This is a genomic window from Campylobacter ornithocola (assembly GCF_013201605.1).
GTDB lineage: Bacteria > Campylobacterota > Campylobacteria > Campylobacterales > Campylobacteraceae > Campylobacter_D > Campylobacter_D ornithocola.
On sequence record NZ_CP053848.1, the window covers coordinates 1,055,363 to 1,077,270 of the forward strand.

21 protein-coding genes and 1 pseudogene are annotated in these 21,908 nt (G+C 30.0%); 9 read left to right on the forward strand and 13 right to left on the reverse strand.

Annotated elements, in window-relative coordinates:
• Window positions 1-3 precede the first annotated feature (3 nt).
• The 10 genes from CORN_RS05470 to CORN_RS05515 form a co-directional block, all read right to left on the reverse strand.
• Complete coding sequence (locus CORN_RS05470) at window positions 4-1,176, reverse strand: MFS transporter (protein WP_066008661.1); 1,173 nt, start codon at window positions 1,174-1,176, stop codon at window positions 4-6.
• A 2-nt stretch (window positions 1,177-1,178) separates the two neighbouring features.
• Window positions 1,179-1,346, reverse strand: coding sequence for a hypothetical protein (locus CORN_RS05475; protein WP_167348868.1), 168 nt, complete (start codon window positions 1,344-1,346; stop codon window positions 1,179-1,181).
• Between the two features lies 1 nt (window position 1,347).
• A complete protein-coding gene (locus tag CORN_RS05480; RefSeq protein ID WP_066008659.1) occupies window positions 1,348-1,683 on the reverse strand; it encodes a chaperone NapD in 336 nt (111 codons plus the stop codon).
• Complete coding sequence (locus tag CORN_RS05485; RefSeq protein WP_066008658.1) at window positions 1,670-2,596, reverse strand: WD40 repeat domain-containing protein; 927 nt, start codon at window positions 2,594-2,596, stop codon at window positions 1,670-1,672. The genes CORN_RS05480 and CORN_RS05485 overlap by 14 nt, the downstream gene beginning before the upstream one ends.
• Window positions 2,597-2,600: 4 nt before the next feature.
• Window positions 2,601-3,119 carry a nitrate reductase cytochrome c-type subunit gene (locus CORN_RS05490; protein ID WP_066008657.1) on the reverse strand — a complete coding sequence of 173 codons (519 nt, stop codon included), beginning with the start codon at window positions 3,117-3,119 and terminating at the stop codon, window positions 2,601-2,603.
• Window positions 3,109-3,900 carry a quinol dehydrogenase ferredoxin subunit NapH gene (gene napH, locus CORN_RS05495; RefSeq protein ID WP_066008656.1) on the reverse strand — a complete coding sequence of 264 codons (792 nt, stop codon included), beginning with the start codon at window positions 3,898-3,900 and terminating at the stop codon, window positions 3,109-3,111. Before napH ends, CORN_RS05490 begins: the two co-directional genes overlap by 11 nt.
• Entirely contained in the window at window positions 3,897-4,646 is a 750-nt protein-coding gene (napG, locus tag CORN_RS05500) for a ferredoxin-type protein NapG (protein ID WP_066008655.1), read from the reverse strand. Before napG ends, napH begins: the two co-directional genes overlap by 4 nt.
• Window positions 4,647-4,648: 2 nt before the next feature.
• Window positions 4,649-7,423, reverse strand: coding sequence for a periplasmic nitrate reductase subunit alpha (napA, locus tag CORN_RS05505; RefSeq protein WP_066008654.1), 2,775 nt, complete (start codon window positions 7,421-7,423; stop codon window positions 4,649-4,651).
• Window positions 7,424-7,593: 170 nt separating this feature from the next.
• The gene (flgG, locus tag CORN_RS05510; protein ID WP_039626513.1) at window positions 7,594-8,388 is read right to left on the reverse strand and encodes a flagellar basal-body rod protein FlgG; all 795 of its coding nucleotides are present in this window, start codon (window positions 8,386-8,388) and stop codon (window positions 7,594-7,596) included.
• A gap of 17 nt (window positions 8,389-8,405) precedes the next feature.
• Window positions 8,406-9,218 (reverse strand): flagellar hook-basal body protein, encoded by an 813-nt coding sequence (locus tag CORN_RS05515; RefSeq protein WP_066008653.1) that lies wholly within the window; start codon window positions 9,216-9,218, stop codon window positions 8,406-8,408.
• Between the two features lie 137 nt (window positions 9,219-9,355).
• On the opposite strand from CORN_RS05515, the gene rpoD reads away from it, so the two are divergent.
• The gene (gene rpoD, locus CORN_RS05520) at window positions 9,356-11,227 is read left to right on the forward strand and encodes an RNA polymerase sigma factor RpoD (RefSeq protein ID WP_066008652.1); all 1,872 of its coding nucleotides are present in this window, start codon (window positions 9,356-9,358) and stop codon (window positions 11,225-11,227) included.
• A gap of 21 nt (window positions 11,228-11,248) precedes the next feature.
• On the opposite strand, the gene CORN_RS05525 is transcribed toward rpoD, so the two are convergent.
• A complete protein-coding gene (locus tag CORN_RS05525) occupies window positions 11,249-13,342 on the reverse strand; it encodes an RNA degradosome polyphosphate kinase (RefSeq protein ID WP_066008651.1) in 2,094 nt (697 codons plus the stop codon).
• A 227-nt stretch (window positions 13,343-13,569) separates the two neighbouring features.
• Here CORN_RS05525 and nrfH point away from each other — a divergent pair, with 227 nt between their 5' ends.
• The 3 genes from nrfH (at window position 13,570) to CORN_RS05540 (ending at window position 17,601) form a co-directional block, all read left to right on the forward strand.
• On the forward strand, window positions 13,570-14,064 hold the full coding sequence (gene nrfH, locus CORN_RS05530; RefSeq protein WP_039618639.1) for a cytochrome c nitrite reductase small subunit: 495 nt from the start codon (window positions 13,570-13,572) through the stop codon (window positions 14,062-14,064).
• A gap of 16 nt (window positions 14,065-14,080) precedes the next feature.
• Entirely contained in the window at window positions 14,081-15,898 is a 1,818-nt protein-coding gene (locus tag CORN_RS05535; RefSeq protein ID WP_066008650.1) for an ammonia-forming cytochrome c nitrite reductase subunit c552, read from the forward strand.
• An 800-nt stretch (window positions 15,899-16,698) separates the two neighbouring features.
• Window positions 16,699-17,601 (forward strand): cation diffusion facilitator family transporter, encoded by a 903-nt coding sequence (locus tag CORN_RS05540; protein WP_066008649.1) that lies wholly within the window; start codon window positions 16,699-16,701, stop codon window positions 17,599-17,601.
• Here the strand turns inward: CORN_RS05540 and CORN_RS05545 are convergent.
• Entirely contained in the window at window positions 17,582-18,349 is a 768-nt protein-coding gene (locus CORN_RS05545) for a 3'-5' exonuclease (RefSeq protein WP_066008648.1), read from the reverse strand. The two genes, CORN_RS05540 and CORN_RS05545, sit on opposite strands and share 20 nt — an antisense overlap.
• On the reverse strand, window positions 18,346-18,993 hold the full coding sequence (rpe, locus tag CORN_RS05550) for a ribulose-phosphate 3-epimerase (RefSeq protein ID WP_066008731.1): 648 nt from the start codon (window positions 18,991-18,993) through the stop codon (window positions 18,346-18,348). The genes CORN_RS05545 and rpe overlap by 4 nt, the downstream gene beginning before the upstream one ends.
• A 145-nt stretch (window positions 18,994-19,138) precedes the next feature.
• Here rpe and rpmB point away from each other — a divergent pair, with 145 nt between their 5' ends.
• The 5 genes and pseudogenes from rpmB to CORN_RS08650 all read left to right on the forward strand — a co-directional run bounded on the left by rpmB (window position 19,139) and on the right by CORN_RS08650 (window position 21,908).
• Complete coding sequence (rpmB, locus tag CORN_RS05555; RefSeq protein ID WP_012661734.1) at window positions 19,139-19,333, forward strand: 50S ribosomal protein L28; 195 nt, start codon at window positions 19,139-19,141, stop codon at window positions 19,331-19,333.
• Between the two features lie 25 nt (window positions 19,334-19,358).
• Window positions 19,359-20,486 carry a potassium channel family protein gene (locus tag CORN_RS05560; protein WP_066008647.1) on the forward strand — a complete coding sequence of 376 codons (1,128 nt, stop codon included), beginning with the start codon at window positions 19,359-19,361 and terminating at the stop codon, window positions 20,484-20,486.
• Window positions 20,487-20,538: 52 nt separating this feature from the next.
• Window positions 20,539-20,754, forward strand: coding sequence for an HP1242/YdcH family protein (locus CORN_RS05565; RefSeq protein WP_066008646.1), 216 nt, complete (start codon window positions 20,539-20,541; stop codon window positions 20,752-20,754).
• A 422-nt stretch (window positions 20,755-21,176) separates the two neighbouring features.
• Window positions 21,177-21,458: pseudogene (locus CORN_RS08645) on the forward strand (methyl-accepting chemotaxis protein); the annotation flags it as partial.
• Window positions 21,459-21,560: 102 nt separating this feature from the next.
• Window positions 21,561-21,908 carry a CZB domain-containing protein gene (locus CORN_RS08650; RefSeq protein ID WP_425483999.1) on the forward strand — a complete coding sequence of 116 codons (348 nt, stop codon included), beginning with the start codon at window positions 21,561-21,563 and terminating at the stop codon, window positions 21,906-21,908.

Consider the following 21,908-nt stretch of genomic DNA (forward strand, 5'->3'; position numbering starts at 1 on the left):
TTTTTACTTAATCACAGGAGCTTTATAAGCTAAAAATACAAAAATATTAAGTATTATAGCTACTATAATAAGCATGATAAAACCTGAAGTAAAACTTCTAAAATTATCATGAAGCATACCTACAATCCAAGGTGCTTGAGCTGCTATTAAATATCCTATACCTTGCGACATAGCAGAAAGTTTTGCTGCTATAAGAGAATTTGAACTTTTTATAGCAATAAATAATAAAGATATGGTAAAAACCCCACTAGAAGCAAAGCCCAAAAAAATAGCTGTTAAAAACAACACTAATTTTACATCACAAAGAAATACCAAAATAAAACTTAAGACATATAAAAAACCCAACAGCACGATAACAAAACTCTTAGCGTGTGTTCTAAGTTTTCCTAAAGCAATAGGTAGTAAAAATGCTACAGGCATACCTATAACTTGAGATAATAATAAAATATTAGAACCAAAGTCAATCCCAAAACCTTTTTCGCTTATCATCACACTAAGCCAAGCAAAAAGACTATAAGATAAAAAACTTTGTAATCCCATTACAATGGTAACTTTCCAAGCTGTTAAATTTAAAAAAAGATTTATTCTATTGATATTTTTCTTTTTAGGGCGTAACAATCTTTTATTTTTCAAATGCGGAAAATAAAAAACTAAAGCAGTCAAAGCTAAAATCACCCAAAAAAACATAGCTTGAGGTACTTCAAAAATTTTAAGTAAAGGAAGTGACAAAGCCACGCCAGCAATAGAAGATAAACCTATGACCGATCCATATAAGCCCATTATTTTATAAGTATTTTTAGCAAATTTTTCTTTTACAAATGAAGGCAATAAAACATTAGCTATTGCAATACCTGCTCCAATTAAAAAAACACCAGAAAATAAACCTATATTTCCTCCATAACTTCTAATAAATTCTCCAAAAACAATTAAAATTAAAGCAAAAAACAAAGCTTTGATTTGTGAAAAATACGCTACAAAAAAAGATATAAGCCCAAAGGCTATTAAAGGTAAAGTTGTTAACATACCCGCTAAGGCTGAATTTATTTTATAATATTCTTGGATATATTCTATCATAGGACCTATGGAAGTTATAGGTGCTCTTAAATTTAAAGCAAGGGCAATTACGACTAAAATATTAATCCAAAAGAATTTTTTGTATGAAATTTGTATATGCATAATTATTTTTGATTTAAAATGCTTTCAAGGTATTTTTGTTTGTCTTGATTGGTGTTTTTTTGCTCTATTTGTTTTTGATTTTTAATTGTTTCGTTTTCTTTAGAAAAATAAAAATAATCAATAATAAAAATAGAAGATATAACTACAATCAAAGGAATTAGAAAAACCATTTTAATACTTTTTAAAAATACTACCATAGTATTCTAAATTGTCTTTTTTTAAATTCTCATCAAAAACTTTTGCTTCAAAGTTTGCTTTTAGTATTTTTTCTCTTTCTTCATCTAAATCCTGATAAGAAAAAACCATATTAATACTCACTACCCCATCAAGTTGTTCTAATTGTTTATATGCTTTTAACTCATCATCTAAATTTTCACTTTCTATTACTACTATAATTTTTTCATCCTGAGCTAATTCCACACTACAACAAGGTGTTTGTTGAATTTGCTTTTTAAGTTTTTCTAATTTTTCTTCTTTAGTTAAAATCAACACACTAGAAAGATTCATCTATACTCCAAAATATAATTTTGTTTTCATAACCTGCACTAATAAACTCATGCTCGTTTAAAAATATAAGATATTCTAGCAAAAAATCTTTATTTTGGAATTTTTTTATTGTTTTTAAGCTTTTAGTATCTATAAGTTCTATGATATTTTTTTCATTATCTCCAAAAACTGCTATTGAGCCATCTTTATTTAAAGCACAAGTATAAATCAAAAAATCTCTTTCTATATTTTTTTCTTGGTCATTTTGCACTATACCTAATTTTCTATCAGTGCTACAGCTTGCAATAATTGTGTTTTTAAAATCAAGTTGATAAATATTATCCTTATGAATACTCTTATAACTTTTTATTTTTTGCCATCTTTTCACATCAAAAAGTATTATTTCGCCACTTTCAAAACCTGCCACTAATTGAGTTTTTGTTTCATTTAAAACCACATCACTTAAGCTTGAACTAGAAAAAGTAAAATTTTTTACAACACTTTTTGTTTTTAGATCAAAAAGCTCTATATTAGAACCTAGCAAGGCTAATAAAATAGTATTATCATCTAAAAACAAAGCTTTTTTCACTCCATCATTAGTTAAATCATAGCTTAAAAGTTGTTTATTTTTGTAAACATGTAATTTTTTGCTTCCAAAATCACCTTCACTTAAAATCAAAATAGCCCCATTTAAGTAATCAATACTATAAATTCTAGGGCTAAGATTTTCTTCATAAAAATTTTTAATCTTATCTAGCTGAGTGATTTTTTGCATTTTTTTATCTTTAATGAAATATTGATTTATTTCTCCATTATCAAGCCCTATAAACAAACTATCATCAACAAGTTTTAAAGCATTTAAATTTGAATCAAGTTTAAGCTCATAGCTAAATACGTATACACTCACCAGTAAGATTAAAAATATTTTTTTCATAATTTTATTTTACACCCTCATTTAAAACATCTAAAAGATTAGATTTTTTCTTTGATTCCTCGCTTTTAAATTTAGCTTCAAAGCTATTTCCTACTAAAGGTTTTGCATCACTTTGTGGCACATGACATTGTGTGCAATTAAATCTAGCATCACTTACCATATCTTTAGTTGATTTATTTTTTCTCAAATCAAAATAATGGCTACTTGGAAGTGATGTTGCAGCTAAATCTTTTGCCACTGCTTTATCATGACAACTTAAACAAATATTATTATCTTTAGTAATTGGAAGCATATCCTCTAAAGTATGCGAAATCAACGGTGGAGCATTTTCAAAGGATCTCTCAATTAAAACAGATTCACCAGCTAAAGCTTGAGAATATTTTGCATCCAATAACTCTACATTTTCACTTTCTAAGCTTGTTTTTCTTAAACCTATATCTTTTGAATCAACACTTTTAACAGCAAGCCCACAAGCACTTATTAAAACAGCTGCTGCTAAGGATAAAAAGATTTTATTTTTCATTTTCTCTCCTTAAATTTATTATACTAAAACCTAAAGCATCATCACCGCAAACATCAATACATTTTCCACATCTTATACACTCACCTGATTTTACATCTTGATTTTCTTTACCTATCATCCAAAGTACTTGCTTTTCAGGACACACTCCAAGGCATTTATAACACTTAGTGCATTTTTGTAAGTTATATCTTACTTTTAGTAATGAAAAATGCGAACTTAAGGCCCAAAAAGCCCCTAAAGGACAAAAATGCGAACAAGTAAATCTTGGACTAAAAAATGTATCTATACAAAAAATAATCAAAGCTACAAAAAGCCAAGAAATACCACCAAAAATAACCCCCCTTTGGATTATTCCTATGTAAGAAAATTCCTCAAAAACAGGAAAGGAAAAAAGAAAAGAAAAAACTAAAACAAAAGCTAGAATATAATAACGCAAATTTTTATTTACATTAAAAACTCTTGCTTGATTAAAGCCTAATTTATTTCTAACAAAATAAGCAAAATCGGTAATGATATTTACAGGACAAACCCAAGCACAAAACGCTCTTCCAGTAAAAATAGCATAAAATAAAAATACTATCAAAGCACCACTTAAAGCCACTAAATCTACTTGCAAACTTGCTAAAACAAGTTGAATAAATGCAAAAGGATCGCTTAGCGGTACAGAAGAAAATAAAACCGAAGAGCTTAAATTTCCTTTTAATATAAAATTAAATACACCAAAAGAAAAAAAAGTTAAAATAGACAATTGCACTATTCTTCTTAAAATAAGATATTTCATAGCAATTCTCCATCATTAAGATAATCTTTAGCCTTGTTTTTATTGAAATTTTTATCTGTGTTTACATCTTGCAAACGTTTTTCATCTTTTTCATCCCAACCTTTGATGTAATTATCCCCAACTTTTCCTAAAACAAATTCTCTAGGCAACACTCTAATAGCAGCTTTTTGTGTTATGCAGGCTTTTTCACAAATCCCACACCCTACACATACTTCATGATCTACCACAGGCAGTAAGAATGCATGCTTTGCTGTTCTTTCATTGCGTTTTGTTTCAAGCTTTAATGCCTTATCTATTAAAGGACAAGCTCTATAACAAGCATCGCATTGAATTCCCCAATAGGCAACACAACTTGCACTATCAATTATAGCTATACCCATTTTTGTTTTATAAATTCCATCTTTTTGCCCTAGATATTTATGATCTAGTGCATTTGTAGGACAATCTCTTATACAAGGTATATCCTCGCATAATCTACAAGGATTTTCTCTTGCTATAAAAAAAGGTGTGCCATTTTTAGCACTATTTTCTAAATTTGCTAATTTTAAAACATCATAAGGACAAGCTTTTACACAAAGTCCACATCGTATGCATTTTGATAAAAATTCTTTTTCATCATCTACTCCAGGAGGTCTTAAAAAATACTCCTGATTTGAGCTAAATGCTAAGCTTGCTAAAAATGCACTTCCGCTTCCTATACATAAAAGCTTAAAAGCAAAGGCTAAAAATTCTCTTCTATTTTTCATTTTTATGCTTTAGTAATTTTTACGGCACATTTTTTGAAATCTGTTTGATTAGACAATGGACAAGTTGCATCTAGTGTAACTTTATTAATATATACGTTCTCATCAAACCAAGGCACATATACAAGACCTTTAGAAGGTTTGTTTCTACCACGAAAATCTACTCTAGCTTTTACTTTACCACGGCGTGACTCTACCCATACAATATCGCCTTGATTGATTTTCATAGCTTTAGCATCATCTTCATTCATATAACAAAGTGCTTCAGGCACTGCACGGAAAAGCTCAGGAACCCTCATAGTCATAGTTCCACTATGCCAATGCTCTAAAACCCTACCAGTACATAACCAGAATGGATATTCTTTGCTTGGTCTTTCAGGTGCTTTCATAAATGGTCTAAAGAAAATTTTCACTTTGTTTTTCAAGCTATATTTTTCTTTAGTTTGTGGAGCAAGTAAATCACCTTTTGGCAATTCTTTTGCAAAATCTCCATAAAATGCAAAGTCTGAATTTGGAGCAGCTTTTTTAGCATAATAATCAAACTTAGTATTAAATCTCCATTGAGTTTCTTTACCATTTACCACAGGCCATCTTAAACCTCTTACTTTATGATAAGTATCAAAATCAGCCAAATCATGCCCATGACCTAAGCCAAATTTACGGTATTCTTCCCATAGGTACTTTTGTACAAAAAATCCATATCCATTAAATTCTTTACCATCGCTACCTATAACATTTCTCTCATCGCCAAATACTTCAGAATTATCAAATCCTTTTGCAATATTATCTTTAGCTTTGAAAGATTTTGCTTCTTTATTAGCAAATAATACATCATACAAAGTATCATCTTCGTTATAACCCATAGCTTTAGCTTCTTCTAAAACACTTGGCAAAGTAAGTTTATCATTTACCTTAGTTTCACCCCAAACTTCTTTTAATTTAAAACGTTTTGCAAACTCCATGATTTGCCAAGTATCACTCATAGCCTCACCTACAGGTAAAACTTGTTGCTTCCAGTGTTGAGTTCTCCTTTCAGCGTTACCATAAGCACCCCATTTTTCATAAATCATAGCACTTGGTAAAATTAAATCTGCCACCTTAGCACTAATTCCTGGATAACAATCACTCACAACGATAAAATTATCCATTTCTCTAGCTGCTGCTATCCAGTGATTTGCATTAGCTGTATTTTGCCAAGGATTATTTACTTGCACCCAAGCAAATTTGATATTTCCATCTTCTAAATCTCTCATGATTTTTAAGTATGGAGCACCTGGTTTTGGATTAATCGTTTTTGTAGGAACTTTCCAAATTTTTTCACTAATCTCTCTGTGTTTAGGATTTGCAACTACCATATCAGCAGGTAAACGATGTGAGAAAGTCCCTACTTCTCTTGCGGTTCCACAAGCACTTGGTTGCCCTGTCAATGAAAATGCACCATTACCTGGTTTAGCTTGTTTACCAAGTAAAAAATGCACCATATAAGCTTGCTCATTTACCCAAGTACCTCTTGTGTGCTGATTAAAGCCCATAGTCCAAAAACTTACAACTTTTCTATTTTTTTCTATATAAAGATTGGCTAATTCTTGAAGTTTTTTCTTAAATTCTTCTACACTCTCATCTTTATTACCCTTAGCAACTTTAGCAACATAATCAAGCGTATAAGGCTCTAAAGCTTTTTTGAATTCTTCAAAAGAAATTTCCCAATGTGCATCAGGAGTATTTTGGTGTTTCATTTCAAATTTATCGCCTGCTTTTACACCCAAATAAGCCAAAGATACTGCTTCTTCTTCATCTACAATAATAGCATTTTGTTTTGCTACAGTATCTTTTTCACTTGCTTTAAATTTAGGATGGTTTGGATTATTTCTCATTCCATAACCAATATCAGCATAACCTGTTGTAAAAATACAATGTTTTTCAATAAATTCTTTATCCATAGCTTCAGGATGATTATAAACAATCTCTCTAGCGATATAATTCCAAATAGCTAAATCAGTATTTGGCTTGAAAATGATTTCAGTATCTGCTATATGAGAAGTTCTATTAGAAAAAGTAGATAAATTTACGATTTTAACTTTATCTAAATTACTTAATTTTCTATCACTTACCCTTGACCATAAAATCGGATGCATTTCTGCCATATTTGCACCCCAAGTAATAATAGTATCAGTAAGCTCTATATCATCATAACAACCAGAAGGCTCATCAACCCCAAAAGTTTGCATAAAACCAACAACAGCACTAGCCATACAATGACGTGCATTTGGGTCTATATTATTTGATCTAAAACCAGCTTTTACTAATTTTGCAGCAGCATATCCTTCTTGTATAGTATATTGACCACTTGCAAAAATTCCAATTCCCTCAGCACCTTTTTCTTTATAGGCTTTTTTGAATTGTTTTTCCATTTCATCAAAAGCTCTTTGCCAAGAAACTTGTTGGAATTTTCCTTTTTTATCAAACTCACCTTTTGCATTTACACGAAGTAAAGGTGTTACTAAGCGATCTTCTCCATACATAATTTTTGCATTAAAATAACCTTTAATACAATTTAACCCACGATTTACTGGAGCTGCTGGGTCTCCTTTTACAGCAACAATTTTACCATCTAAACTTGCAACTAAAATTCCACAGCCTGTACCACAAAATCTACAAACAGCTTTATCCCAACGCCATTTATTCTCAGTATTTGCAAGCACACTACTTGGAACACTAAGACCTGCAACACCACAAGCACTAGCAATAGCGGTATTTTTAATGAAGTCCCTTCTGTTCATTATATCCCTCGTTATTGTTTATTTATGTATATAAAGAATACATGAATATAATATTACTATGATTAGTTTAAATTTACATTATAATAAAGAATATTTTATAAGTATTTATAAATAGGATTTTTTTAGTATTTTTTTAATATTTTTTGCATATTATAAAACGCTAGTTAATTCTAGCGTTTTAATTGATTTACTATACCAAGCATATCATCACTTGTAGTGATTGCCTTTGAGCCTGCCTCATAAGCTCTTTGCCCTGTGATAAGATCTGTCATTTCTTCTACAAGCTGAACATTACTAAGCTCTACAAAGCCATGTTTGATAACAGAAAATCCATTCTCTCCTGCTATACCTGCAATAGGCGCTCCACTTGCATCAGTTTCTACTAAAAGATTATCTCCCAAAGCATGCAAGCCCGCGGGATTAATAAAATTTACAAGCTCAATTTGACCTATTTGAGTTTCAGCTGTATTTCCTGGCTGCATTACTGAAACCGTTCCATCACTTGCCACATTAATAGCTGTAGCATCTTCAGGTATAGTCATTTCTGGTAAAAGTCTATAGCCATCCGAATTTACAATATTTCCTTCAGCATCTTTGGTAAATTGACCATTTCTAGTATAAGCTATAGTTCCATCAGGCATTTGAATTTGGAAAAATCCATTATTACCTGCAATTGCCATATCAAGGCCTGAAGTTGAAGTTTGCTTTAAACTACCTTCGCTAAAAATTTTACTCACAGCTGTTACTCTTGAACCAAGACCTACTTCTATACCACTTGGGTGTTTTGTGGTACTTGAGGTTGAAGTACCTGCATATTTCATCGTCTGATACATCAAATCTGCAAATTCTGCACGTGATTTTTTATAACCTACTGTATTAACATTTGAAATATTATTTGATGTTACATCAATTTGTGTTTGTTGTGATACCATCCCTGATGCTGCTGTGTACAATGATCTTAACATTTTATCTATCCTTAGTTTTATTTAGTACTTGCTAATTTGTTAATAGCTTCTTGATTTAAATCATCCATATGAGATGTCATAACCTTTTGATACATCTCAACCATTCTATTTGCTTCAATTAGTCCTACCATTTCAGTAACTGGATTAACATTTGATCCTTGAGTAAAACCTTGCTTTATGGCATTTGAATTTGGTAAATCCCTAATTTTATTTAAATTATCAATTTTATACACATTATCGCCATCTTTTTGTAAATCTCTTAAATCATCAACTTGTGCTACAAACAATCTTGCTATATCTTGATTAGATGCACTTATTATTCCATTTTTATCTACATTAATAAAAGAAGTAGAATCTCCTATACGTATACCATCATTTTCAGGATTGTTAAAATAATCACTGCTTAAAACTCTATATCCTTGGCGATTTACCAAATAACCTTCATCATCAAGTTGAAAATTTCCATCTTGACTTAATCTTACTTCACCATTGTTAGTTTTAATCAAATAAAAAGTATCTTCACGAGTAAGAGCTAAATCTAAAGGATTGTGCGTCATCTTCATAGAACCTACGCTAAAATTTGTATAGACGTGATTAACTTGTGGAACTCTATCTATAGTTGTATTTACAAATCTTGCAGCATCTCTTGTGTGATTTTGTATAGGTAACTCATCTTGAGTTTCTTTAAAAATCCTTTTAAAATCTGCAATAACAACATTATCTCTTTTGTAGCCACTTGTATTTACATTTGCCAAGTTGTTAGTTACAACATCTAAACGATTAAACTGCGTAACCATAGCACCAGTAGCTTGATAATACCCATTTTGCATTGTTTTTCCTAACTAAAATCTTAATTTTTACCAAATGTAAAGCAAAAGTTGTTCCAAAATGTTTTTATTTGTTTTTAATTAATTTTTAGGCATAATATTTAGTTTTATACTCATTATTTAGATACAAGGAGTACTCTATGGCTAATGAAACTAATGTTTTAGAAGAACTTTTCAAAGAAAATTCAAAAGATTATATCACATATGAAAAACTTGTCAAGTATTTTGCAAAACTTCCAAATGCAACAAGCGCAAAAAAAGTCCGTGATTTAATGGATAAATACAAAGTGGAATTAATTTCTTCAGCAGAAATAGCTAAAAAAAGAAATTTAGAAGAAGCAAAAAAGCTACAAGAAGAAAAACAAAAATTACAAGATACAAGCTTAGAAAATGAATTTGATTTAGCCAATGAAAACGATTTATTAGAATGGAGTAGATCAGACTCTCCTGTGAGAATGTATTTAAGAGAAATGGGGCAAATAGCACTTTTAAATAAAGATGAAGAAGTTGAAATTTCTAAAAAAATAGAACTAGGTGAAGACATCATTATCGATGCGTTTTGTTCAGTACCTTATTTAATTGATTTTATTTTAGATTACAAAGAGCCCTTAATCAATAGAGAAAGAAGAGTTAAAGAACTTTTCAAAAGCTTTGAAGATGATGATAAAAATGATGATGATAAAAATGATGATGAAATAGATCCTGAAGAAGAGAATGAAGAAAATGAAAATTCTAATGATAAAAAACCAAAAAAAGCAAATAAAAAAGAAGATGAAAGAACTTTAAAAGTTATAGAAAGCTTTAAAGCATTAGAAAAAGCAAAAAAAGAATGGCTAAAAACCATATCTACCATTAATGCAGAAAAAAACGATGATGAATTATTAGATAAGCTAGTTATTGCTTTTAAGAAAAATATATTAAAAGAAAAACTAATGGATCTAGGTCCAACTTCAAAACTTATTTCTGAAATTGTAAAGTCAATGGAAACGGCATTAAAAAGTGATGAGGAATTTGACAAAGAATTAAAACGCTTAGAATACCGCTTACCTATGTTTTCAGAAGAATTAAAACAAAGACACCAAGATATCTTAAAAGATATTACTAAACTTAGCAAAGAAGAGATTGCCGAACGTGCACTAGAAACTACAATGGTTAGTACTTATATGGAAATTAAAAAACTCATTCAAACCAAAGAAGCTAGTCAAAATTCTTTTGACCTAGAAAAAGATCAACTAAAAGAAATTCTAGAACAAATCAAACGCGGTAAAAAAATATCTGATGAGGCCAAAACTAGAATGGCAAAATCTAATTTGCGTTTAGTTGTGAGCATTGCTAAAAGATATACCAATCGTGGATTACCATTTTTAGATCTTATCCAAGAAGGTAACATAGGCTTGATGAAAGCAGTAGATAAATTTGAATATAAACGTGGTTATAAATTTTCAACTTATGCAACTTGGTGGATTAGACAAGCTATTTCAAGAGCTATTGCTGATCAAGCAAGAACAATAAGAATTCCTATTCATATGATAGAAACCATCAATCAAATTAACAAAATTATTCGCGAGTATTTACAAAAAGAAGGTAAAGAACCTGATGTAAGTATTATTGCAAAAGAAGTAGGACTCAGCATAGATAAAGTCAAACAAGTAATTAAAATCACCAAAGAGCCAATTTCTCTAGAAGCACCTATTAGTAATGAAGATGATGGTAAATTTGGAGACTTTGTGGAGGATAGAACTTCAATTTCACCTATGGATCATATTTTAAAAGATGATTTAAAAGAACAAATTGATGAAGTATTAGATCAACTTAATGATAGAGAAAAAGCGGTTATTAGAATGCGTTTTGGTCTAATGGAAGATGAAAGTGATAGAACTTTAGAAGAAATTGGTAAAGAATTAAATGTTACCAGAGAAAGAGTAAGACAAATAGAAAGCTCGGCTATAAAAAAACTCAAACATCCAAAAGTTGGTAGAAAACTTAAAAACTACATAGAGGGTTGGAAATAATCCTTGCTAAAAAAGCAAGGATTAGCTATCTCTAAAAAGCTTCGTTGCTAAGTGTGCTGCTCTACTATGATCGGTATCTTTTTTCAAGGTATTAAAAATTCTACTAATATATTCTTCTAGTGTTTGTTGCGAATTGTTATTTTTTTCACTCTCACCTGTAATGACCTTACGGTATCTTCCTTCGCTGTCTAATTCATAAGCTAGATCATTATCACTTAATTGCAATTTTAAAATTTGAGCTAGTTTTGCACGAGAATACTCATCAAAAACAGGAGTCATCAATTCTAGTCTTCTTTCTAAATTTCTTGGCATCCAATCAGCACTTGAGATAAAATAATTTGGCTCAGTGTGTTTAAAATATAAAATTCTAGCATGCTCTAAATATTTCCCTACTATACTCCTAACTTTTATATTTTCACTATACCCTTTTACTCCAGGTCTTAAACAGCAAATTCCACGCACAATAAGATCTATTTTAACACCTTTATTTGAAGCCTCGTATAAAGCCTTAATCACATCACCATCTACCAAAGCGTTCATTTTAGCTATAATTACCCCATCTTTTCCATGACTTGCTTCAGTAGTTATCATATCTAAAATTCTTTCTTTGATTTGCTTTGGACTCATTGACAAAGTCTTTAAACGACGGCTTTTGCTATATCCAGAAAGTATATGAAAAAAGGTTGTGGTATCTTGAGAATATTCTTCTTTAGAAGTAAAATAGCTCACATCAGTATAAATTTTAGCCGAACTTGCATTATAATTACCCGTACTTAAGTGGTTATAAATTTTTAATTTTTCCCCTTCTTTTCTAATCACTTGAGCCACTTTTGCATGTACTTTAAAACCAGTAATTCCATATATCACATGAGCCCCTGCATTTTCTAGTGATTTTGCCCAGTGTAAGTTATTTTCCTCGTCAAAACGCGCTTTTAACTCTACCATTACAGTTACTTGCTTGCCATCACTTGCTGCATCAATTAAAGCTTGGACTATGTTTGAATTTTTTTCCACCCTATAAAGAGTCATTCTTATAGAAACAACCTTGGGATCTTTACTTGCTTCTTTGATAAATTGATACACAGGCTCAAAACTTTCATAAGGCTGTATTGCTAATATATCTTGTTTATCTATTGCACTAAAAATAGACACATTATCTCCAAAAGGCGGTAAAATCTTTGGTGTATATACAGGGTTTAATAAATGTGTAAATTCTTTATTAGAAATGATTTGCCATAATGATGGTAAATTTAAAAGTATGCTATATTCATAAATGTCTTTATGAAAAATATTCATATGAGAGCTTAAAAATTCAATCAACTGCTCATCTGCACCTTTTTCTATTTGCAAGCGTATAAAAGCACCTTTTCTGCGAAGCTTTAAACCCTGCTCTAAAATCAACATAAAATCATCAGCTTCTTCTTCTTCTATCTCCATATCTGCATTTCTAGTTACCCTAAAGGCAGCAGATGATAAAAGCTTATAGCCAGGAAAAATATGTTCTGTATGATGGCGCACTATACTTTCTATAGGCACATAAATATTAGAACTCACTTGATAAAATCTTGGTAAAACCCTAGGTATGCGTATCATACCAAATTTTAAAAGTTCAGGATGCATAGGGTCGCAAAGTTTTACCGCTAAAGAAAATGAAAGGTTATTTAAATGCGGAAAAGGATGAGTTGCATCAACTGCAATAGGTACTATAACAGGAAAAATATTAGAAAAAAAATGTTCATTACATTGTTGTTTTAAATCCTCATCAAGTTCTTCATAAGAGCGAATAAATAAATTTTCTTTTTCTAAATCTTGAGTTATCTTGGTAAAATATTGTTCTACTACATATTTTTCTTCATGCAAATAATTTCTAATAGCCTTAAGTTGTGCAAGTGGTGTCATTTCATCATTACTTGCTGTGCTTATTCCTGCTACAAAAAGCTGTTTTAATCCAGCTACTCTTATCATATAAAACTCATCTAAATTAGTACAATATATAGCAATAAATTTAAGTTTTTCAAGCAAAGGAAGATCTTTAGAACATTGATCCAAAACACGAGAATTAAATGCAAGCCAAGAAAGTTCTCTGTTAATATACATCGATGGTTGAATTTGCATAATACACCTACCTTATTTTCTAGTATTTAATATTTTAGTATTTCTTTTATTAAAATTTATTTTATTTTTATAATAGTAAATAAAATTATATAAAAAAATAATACATTTTTTATCTTATTAAAAAAATAATAAATGATTAATAAATTTATATTTACTTTTTAAGCTTTATAGTATAATATAATTATGTGTAAGTTCTTGTAACTTAAACTTCATTCAAAGGAGAGACTTTGAAAAAAGCAAACTCAAAACTTTTTGCTGTTTTCCTCTTCTTGCTTGTAATTTTAGCGGGAGTTGGAATGTATACTTTCCACAATGCTAAAGGCACTTCTTATTTTAGTGATGCTAGTGAAAGCTGTAATAATTGTCACATTATGAACGAGGTTTATAATGACTATTTAAAAGCTTCACACTCCAAAGAAGTTGATGGTAAGCCACGAGCAACTTGTAATGATTGCCATTTACCACATAGCTTTTTTGAAAAATGGATCGCTAAAGCTCAAAGTGGCTTGGGACATGCTTATGCATTTACTTTCAAACTTGATTCTTTACCTACACACTTAAGCGCAAATGCAAAAAGTAAAGAAATAGTCCAAAATAACTGTATAGAATGTCACAAAGAAATTGCGAGTAACACTATCAACCCTACCCTAGATCCACATAAAGATAATGCTTTAAGTTGTGTATCTTGTCATCAAGGTGTTGGTCATAAGAGAGGATTTTAAATGAAAGGAGTATTTAATGAATAACAAAGGCATTTTGTATAGTGCTATTAGTGCTACTATAGTAGCTATTGCAGGCGTATTGTGGTTAAATCAAGATATCACAGCCAAAACAAATGATTCAGTAGGCGGGATCATCTCTCAAGAAATTGTAAAACTTGGCGATGAAAATCCTACTTTTGATTATTGGGGAAAGAATTTTCCTGATTATTTAGATATGCATACAACAGTGGAAAAACAAACACCTAGTACAACAAAATTTGGTGGAAATTTAGCTTATTCAAAACTAATTCGTTACCCACAATTAACTGTTCTTTGGGCAGGCTATCCATTTAGCATTGATGCAAATGAAGAAAGAGGACACTTTTGGGTTCAAGTAGACCAAATGGATACAGCTAGAAACAATAAAGATTTCTTAAATGCACACGGTTTTGCAGGGTTTGGTGGTCAACCAACAGCTTGTATGAACTGCCATAGCGGTTGGACTCCTTGGCTTTTAAATAATACAGCAAAAGGTGATTGGGTAGCGTTTAACTCTGCAAAATATTGGACTATGATTAAAACAGTTCCTGCGGTAAATGGAGCTAAAGAAAATTCACCTGAACACAATGGGCCTCATGGTGGAAAAAGAATGGGTGTAACATGTGCAGATTGTCACAACCCTACAGATATGAGTTTAAGACTTACAAGACCAGCTTTAATCAAAGCATTGATTTCAAGAGGCTACGAAGCAGATGAAAAACAAGGCATTAAAGCTTCAAGAAGTGAAATGAGAACTTTAGTTTGTTCTCAATGTCATGTTGAATACTACTTCAAACCAACAGGTACTAAAGTAAAGACTATCGGCGAAAGCATAGCTAATGATAGTTCTAAAAAATGGTGGAATGGTACTCAAAAAACTTATGATGAGTTTGATTCTTGGAGAGATGGAAACAAACCGATTGAAATTGAAGTTGATGGCATAGAACTAGCTTTCCCATGGAGTGAGTGGAAAAAAGGTGAATCATTTAGAATAGAAATGTTTGATGATTATTATGAAAAAAATAGAGAAAATTTCCCAAGTGATTGGGTTCATAAAATCACCAAAGCACCTATGTTAAAAATTCAACACCCAGAAAGCGAACTTTATAGCGGTGGGGTACATGCTGCAAATGGTGTAAGTTGTGCAGATTGTCATATGCCTTATATTAGAAAAGGTGCAAAAAAAGTTACCAACCACAACATCACCTCACCTTTGGTTGATATCAACTCAGCTTGCAAAACTTGCCATACTCAAAGCGAAGGTTATTTAGCTAAACAAGTAAAAGATATTCAAAATTCAGTAGCTCATGATCTAAGAACAGCTGAATATTCTTTAGTAAGCTTAATTAAAGATGTAGAAACCATTCGTGCAGAGCTTGGAAAAATGCCTAAATTCCAAACTAATGGTAAAGCAGATGATGCTAAAATTTCAGCTGAATTAAAAGAAGTATTAGAATTACATAGAAAATCTCAAGTAAGAGCAGACTTTGTAGGCGCAGAAAATTCAACAGGCTTCCACAATCCTAGAGAAGCTTCAAGAATGCTTTTACAATCAGTTGATATGTCAAGACAAGGACAAACTAAATTAGTAGAAATTGCAGCGAAAAATGGTATTAAGGATTTCAAAACTTCAAATTTAGGTTTTGAAGATATTCAAAAATTAAATCCAGGTGAAATTCACTATAAAGTAGATTTAAATGGCAATAAAGCAGGTGATCGCTACTATAAACACCAAGAAGTAAATGGTAATCCACCAGCAAAACTTCTTGATGATGATAAAAATCTAAAACCTTATAATTATAAAGTGATAGATTAATCAAAATAAACCCTCATAATCGAGGGTTTATTCTTTTATCAAATTTACATTCTCACCTTTTAAAATTTTATTCATAGTATACATTTTTCTACACTTATCTTTTTCTCCATTAATTACTAGTCTAAAATTTCCGATCAATCTCGCCTAGCTTCACTCGTTTTATCATCTATTTTTCTTTACTTTTGGTAATTTTGCAATATTTCTTGTATGAACTGCTCAATCACTATACCATCTCTTATATCTTTCATCAGTTTACATAATCATTAGTGTATCCATGTTATCCAACTAAAACTCCTAAAACATAAAAAAGAGACCATTATCCTATTATCATTTGTATATCTTTTAGCTTATACTCTTGTTAGCAATAAAAGCTTCATAAGTTATTAATTTACACTCCAACACTTACACCATACTTTTAATATGAGATGATATACTGCATATAAAAATCTTTGTCTTAATATCTTTTAAATATTTTTCCTAAACTTCACTACATCACAATAAGACATCCAACTCTATTATAGTTTTTTTAAAGTAGTGATCAAGATATCTCCAAAACAGCTAATTTTTACCTTTTTTATTTTTTCACTATAACTTATATAGTCATTGAAAAACACATAAATTCAAATTTGCTTTTGTTTTTAACCCATAGCCAATATCATTTATTTAGATCTCTAATGTTATCTAGTTCTATGGTCTAAATTCTTACACACTCTCGACCTACCATACTTCCCTTTATTATTTATTTTCAGATTGTATAATATTATATTAATTTATATTTTATTTAAATTTCAAGGATATATGTGGAAAAAGTATTACATCACGAGCCTATTAAAAAACACTCTTTTCATCAACATCATCATGATACTAGAAGAATAGATAAGAAAATTTTAATTATAAGTTTTAGTTTAACATTTTTTATGATGATAATACAATTTATATATGCTATTTTGATAAATTCTCTAGCTTTATTAAGTGACACTTTACATATGTTTTCTGACTCTTTTGCTTTAATACTTAGCTATCTTGCTATTTTAGCTACTCAAAAATTTAAAAATGAACAAAAAACATTTGGGTATTTTCGTTTAGAAATTTTAGTCAGTTTTATAAATTCTATAACAATTATAATTTCCGCTATTTACATAAGCTATCAAGCAATTTATAAATTTTTTAATCCAGCCTATATAGATGCAAAAATTTTGTTTTTTATAGCATGTATTGGATTTTTTGTAAATTTAGTGAGTGCATTTTTGATGTTTAAAAAGGGTGATTTGGAAAATATAAATATAAAATCTGCTTTTTTGCATATAATAAGCGATTTGTTTGGATCTTTAGCTATTATTATAGGATCTATTGTTATTTATTATACAAATTTTTATTATATAGATACTATTTTGGGTCTTTTGATAGCTTTATTATTACTTAGATTTGCTATTAAACTAGCAAAAGAAAGTATAAATATATTACTAGAAAGTTCTCCAGTTGACATAAATGATGTAAAAGAAAAATTAAAAGAATTTGAAGAGATAAAAGATATAGAAGATTTACACATAATAGAAATAACAAATAAAATGTATATAGCTATTATACATATAAAAATAAAACAAGCAAATATGGGAAATTTTAAAAAATTATCTAATAAAATTTCAAATTTTATGTTGGAAAAATACAATATAGGACATTGCACTATTGAACCAAATTTTTAAATATATTGTTTTTTGAAAAAACCAACAAATCTTCTGTTGTTTTTATATGGTATGGTAGTTTACCAATACAATACTTTAAAATTTCACTTGCAGCCAAAGCATCACTTAAGGCTCTATGGTGCTTACTTTCAATACACAAAAACTCTTTTAAAGCATCAAGACCATATTTAGGGCTTTCAATGCATTTTTTAGCTAGATCAATAGTGCATAATCTTCTATTTAAAAGTACTCCAAAATCATTTTCATACATAGCTTTAGATATAAAATGATAATCAAAACGTACATTGTGTGCCACAAAAATACTATCTTTTAAAAACAACTTAAAATCATTTAGCACGGTTTTTAAAGGGGGAGCATTTTCTACCATATCTAAGCTAATCCCTGTTAATTCTGTAATATTTTCAGGTATACTTTCTACTTTTATAAAACTTTCAAACCTATCAATTTCTTTATAATTTTGAATTTTTACCGCACCTATTTCTAAAATTTGACCACTTTTTACCCCACCGGTACTTTCAATATCTACAACACAAAAAATCTCATCTTTTATTTTTGTATTCTTACTTTTTAAACACAAGCAATTTTGTGCATTAAGCTCTACCCCAAGTCCCAAAAGCTCAAAAATATACAAATCAAAATCATAATGATTTAATTCTTCTATTTTTGCAAGCTCTCTTAAAACCCAAGGAAAAGGTTTATTTTCTTTGCTTAACTTGATGATCAAATCATCGATTTGTTGTTGACTCAAAATTCAAGCTTTAAAGAATTAATTGCTGTTTTTTTATCTTGTGATGAAAAAATATAGCTACCTGCGACTAAGATATCAACCCCTGCTTCATCTAAATCAGGTGCATTTAAGCCATTTACTCCACCATCTACTTCTATAAAAACTTTAAGATTTTTTCTATCTATCATTTCTCTTAATTGGCGGATTTTACCATACACTAACGGCAAAAAACTCTGTCCGCCAAAACCAGGATTAACACTCATTAAAAGTACCATATCTACAAATTCTAAAATATGTTCTATACTTGAAACTGGCGTATGTGGATTTAATACAATAGCAGGATGAATACCATTTTTTCTTATATATTCACACACTCTAATCGGATGATTTTCAGCTTCCACATGAAAACTAATAAATTTTGGTTTTATTGGGATAAATAAATCTATAAAACTACTAACATTATGTACCATCAAATGTATATCTAAAGGCACAGAAGTGATTTTTGAAATATTTTCAACCACACAAGGCCCAAAAGTAAGATTTGGAACAAAATGTCCATCCATCACATCAATATGTAATAAATCAGCCCCTGCTTGGGATACTTCTTTGATCTCATTTTCTAAATTTAAAAAATTTGCAGATAATAAACTTGGTGCTACATACATTAACATATCTCCAGTAAAATAAAAAAATAATTCTATCATACTTATTATCAAATTTTCTTTACATGTTTTTTTGTAATATTTGATTTTTTTAAGCTTGTTTTAGATACAATGCTAAAAATTATTTTTATTTCATAAAGGAAAATTTATGTCAAGAATTTGCCAAATTACAGGAAAAGGACCTATGGTAGGTAATAATGTTAGCCACGCTAACAATAAAACAAAAAGACGCTTTTTGCCAAATTTAAGAACAGTTCGTATTACTTTAGAAGATGGAACTACTAGAAAAGTTAGAGTTGCTGCTTCAACTTTAAGAACACTTAAAAAGCAAAGTAGCAAATAATCCTTAATGTAGACGAGGAATTACTATGTCTTTTTTGAAAAAGCTACAAAAATTCCTCAATTGGTCTCCCTCTCCAAAACCTTCAATTAATCTTAACGATGAGCTTTACGAGCAACTTAAATTTTTAAGAATTCCTCTTATTGCTGTTGTAATGATGACACTAATTGGAGCTTTTGGTTATATGCTTACAAGTAATTATAACCTTAATGATGCTATTTATCAAGCCGGTATGACTTTTACTACTTTGGGTTATACTGAAGTTAATCCCATACCAACAGCAGGTAGAATTTTTACTGTTATATATGTATTATTAACTTTTACAATTTTTACTTTTTGCATGGGTTTAGTAATAGAAATAGTTAAAAAAGGTGTTTTATCTAAAATCATCAAGGAAAGAAGAATGCTTCATAAAGTTGCAAGATTAAAAAATCATTTTGTAATATGCTATCATAATGATTTTACCATAGAACTAGCACAGCAATTTAGAGAAAACCATATTCCTTTTGTTGTAGTTGATGAAATTGAAAATTTTAGCGAAATAGCTGAAAAATATAATTATCCTTACTATATAGAAAGTGCACCTCATACTAATACAGCATTTTTAAAAACCAATCTTTCTAGCGCAAAAGGTGTGATAACTCTCAGTGACAACATAGCAGATAATATAGCCATCATTGCTTCAGTAAGACTATTTGAAAAGGAACTACAGAGGATTAATCCTTATTTTATATTAGCTAGTTCAAGCAATGAAGATGAAACAGAAAAACTCAAAAAACTTGGAGCAAATTCCATAGTTTCTGCTACAAAATTAGTCGCACAAAGACTTAGCGCAATGTCAGCAAGACCGGATATGGAAAATTTATTAGAAAACTATCTTTATAAAAAAAATAGCCCTATTGATTTAGAAGAAATAAAAATACCTGATGAATCGTGGGTGAGATTTAAAAGATTGAAAGAAATTCATTTAAGAGATATGGCAAATGTAAGTATTGTTGGTATCATAGAAAATAAAAAATTTACCCCTATGCCAAGAGGTGATACCCTAATAAGCACTGGTGCAAAATTACTACTCGTAGGTACAGCTGATAGTATAAAAATAGCTAAAAAAATTATCAAAAATAAACAAAAACCTGATGAGTTAAAATATATTTAACATAATTTAAAGTATAATTTAACTAAGGATATTTTAAATTAAGGAGATACAAATGTTACATGAATTTAGGGACTTAATTACCGAATTAAAAGGCAAAGACATGCATTTTGACAAGCTGTTTGAAGAGCATAATGAACTAGATCATAAAATTAAAGATGCAGAAGAAGGTAGAATTCACCTAGATAGCTTAGAAATAGCAAATTTAAAAAAAGAAAAATTAAGATTAAAAGATGAATTAAACACCTACTTAACAAATTACAAAAAATAATACCCCCCCCCCGAAAGGAAATTTTTATCATGTTTAAAAGTAAAAAAGTTTCATTAGAATTAGAGGAAATGAAAAGCAAAATAGAAGCTTTAGAAGAAGAAAATAAAAAACTTCTTTTAGAAAAACAAGAACTAATTGAAAAATACAATAAAGAAATTCAAAATGACTGCGGAAAATCAGAATTAGAAACTCATCTTTTAGAAATGCTTTTGTCTGGCGTTTTAAAAGGAATTGCTAATGTGCAAAATGATATGCAAGAAAATGTTAACAAAGCTGAGATGATTTCTCAATATTCTGATTCTTCTTTAGATGACATGCAAGAATTAAATTCCATTACACATTCTATCATATCATCGCTTCAAAGTATTATTGAATCAGCTAATCGATCAAGAGATACAGCAGGAAATCTACATCGTAGCGTAGATGAGATTACAAATGTTATAAACTTAATTAAAGATGTGTCCGATCAAACAAATCTTTTGGCATTAAATGCTGCGATTGAAGCTGCACGTGCAGGAGAACATGGACGAGGTTTTGCTGTTGTTGCAGATGAAGTTAGAAAACTTGCTGAAAAAACCCAAAAAGCAACATCAGAGGTCGAATTAAACATCAATTTATTAAAACAAAATGCAGATGAGATGTATGGCCAAAGTGAACAAGTGGAGAAAGTATCACTTGAGTCAAACGAACACATTGTTCAATTTTCAAGTAAATTCACACAGCTTATTTCTAATGCTAATTCAACTAGCTCTCATGCAAAAAGCATAACTTCTGAAATTTTTATTTCTCTTGCAAAACTAGATCACATAGCCTTTAAATTAAATGGTTACAATGAAATCATTCATGCATCCGGTAAAACATTATCCGATCATTTAAGTTGTAGGCTTGCAAAATGGATAGCAGGTATAGGCAAAGAAAGATTTTCTAGTGGAAGAGCTTTTGGAAAACTCAATTTACCACACCAAAAAGTTCATGAAAATATCAATCAAGCAATTGCACTAGCTAGCGAAGAAGATACAGGTAATAAATTAGTGCAAAATCAAATTCTTGATAAATGCTCAAATGCCGAAAAAGCCTCAGAAGATTTATTTGAAATCTTTAAAGAAATGCTTAACGAAAAAGATCCGAACATCGAACACAAAGAAGAAAAATGA

Bases quoted from the DNA above. Each gene is read 5' to 3' on its own strand.
- CORN_RS05470 (WP_066008661.1), bottom strand. From the start codon at position 1,176: ATGCATATACAAATTTCATACAAAAAATTCTTTTGGATTAATATTTTA.
- CORN_RS05475 (WP_167348868.1), bottom strand. From the start codon at position 1,346: ATGGTTTTTCTAATTCCTTTGATTGTAGTTATATCTTCTATTTTTATT.
- CORN_RS05480 (WP_066008659.1), bottom strand. From the start codon at position 1,683: ATGAATCTTTCTAGTGTGTTGATTTTAACTAAAGAAGAAAAATTAGAA.
- CORN_RS05485 (WP_066008658.1), bottom strand. From the start codon at position 2,596: ATGAAAAAAATATTTTTAATCTTACTGGTGAGTGTATACGTATTTAGC.
- CORN_RS05490 (WP_066008657.1), bottom strand. From the start codon at position 3,119: ATGAAAAATAAAATCTTTTTATCCTTAGCAGCAGCTGTTTTAATAAGT.
- napH (WP_066008656.1), bottom strand. From the start codon at position 3,900: ATGAAATATCTTATTTTAAGAAGAATAGTGCAATTGTCTATTTTAACT.
- napG (WP_066008655.1), bottom strand. From the start codon at position 4,646: ATGAAAAATAGAAGAGAATTTTTAGCCTTTGCTTTTAAGCTTTTATGT.
- napA (WP_066008654.1), bottom strand. From the start codon at position 7,423: ATGAACAGAAGGGACTTCATTAAAAATACCGCTATTGCTAGTGCTTGT.
- flgG (WP_039626513.1), bottom strand. From the start codon at position 8,388: ATGTTAAGATCATTGTACACAGCAGCATCAGGGATGGTATCACAACAA.
- CORN_RS05515 (WP_066008653.1), bottom strand. From the start codon at position 9,218: ATGCAAAATGGGTATTATCAAGCTACTGGTGCTATGGTTACGCAGTTT.
- rpoD (WP_066008652.1), top strand. From the start codon at position 9,356: ATGGCTAATGAAACTAATGTTTTAGAAGAACTTTTCAAAGAAAATTCA.
- CORN_RS05525 (WP_066008651.1), bottom strand. From the start codon at position 13,342: ATGCAAATTCAACCATCGATGTATATTAACAGAGAACTTTCTTGGCTT.
- CORN_RS05535 (WP_066008650.1), top strand. From the start codon at position 14,081: ATGAATAACAAAGGCATTTTGTATAGTGCTATTAGTGCTACTATAGTA.
- rpe (WP_066008731.1), bottom strand. From the start codon at position 18,993: ATGTATGTAGCACCAAGTTTATTATCTGCAAATTTTTTAAATTTAGAA.
- rpmB (WP_012661734.1), top strand. From the start codon at position 19,139: ATGTCAAGAATTTGCCAAATTACAGGAAAAGGACCTATGGTAGGTAAT.
- CORN_RS05560 (WP_066008647.1), top strand. From the start codon at position 19,359: ATGTCTTTTTTGAAAAAGCTACAAAAATTCCTCAATTGGTCTCCCTCT.
- CORN_RS05565 (WP_066008646.1), top strand. From the start codon at position 20,539: ATGTTACATGAATTTAGGGACTTAATTACCGAATTAAAAGGCAAAGAC.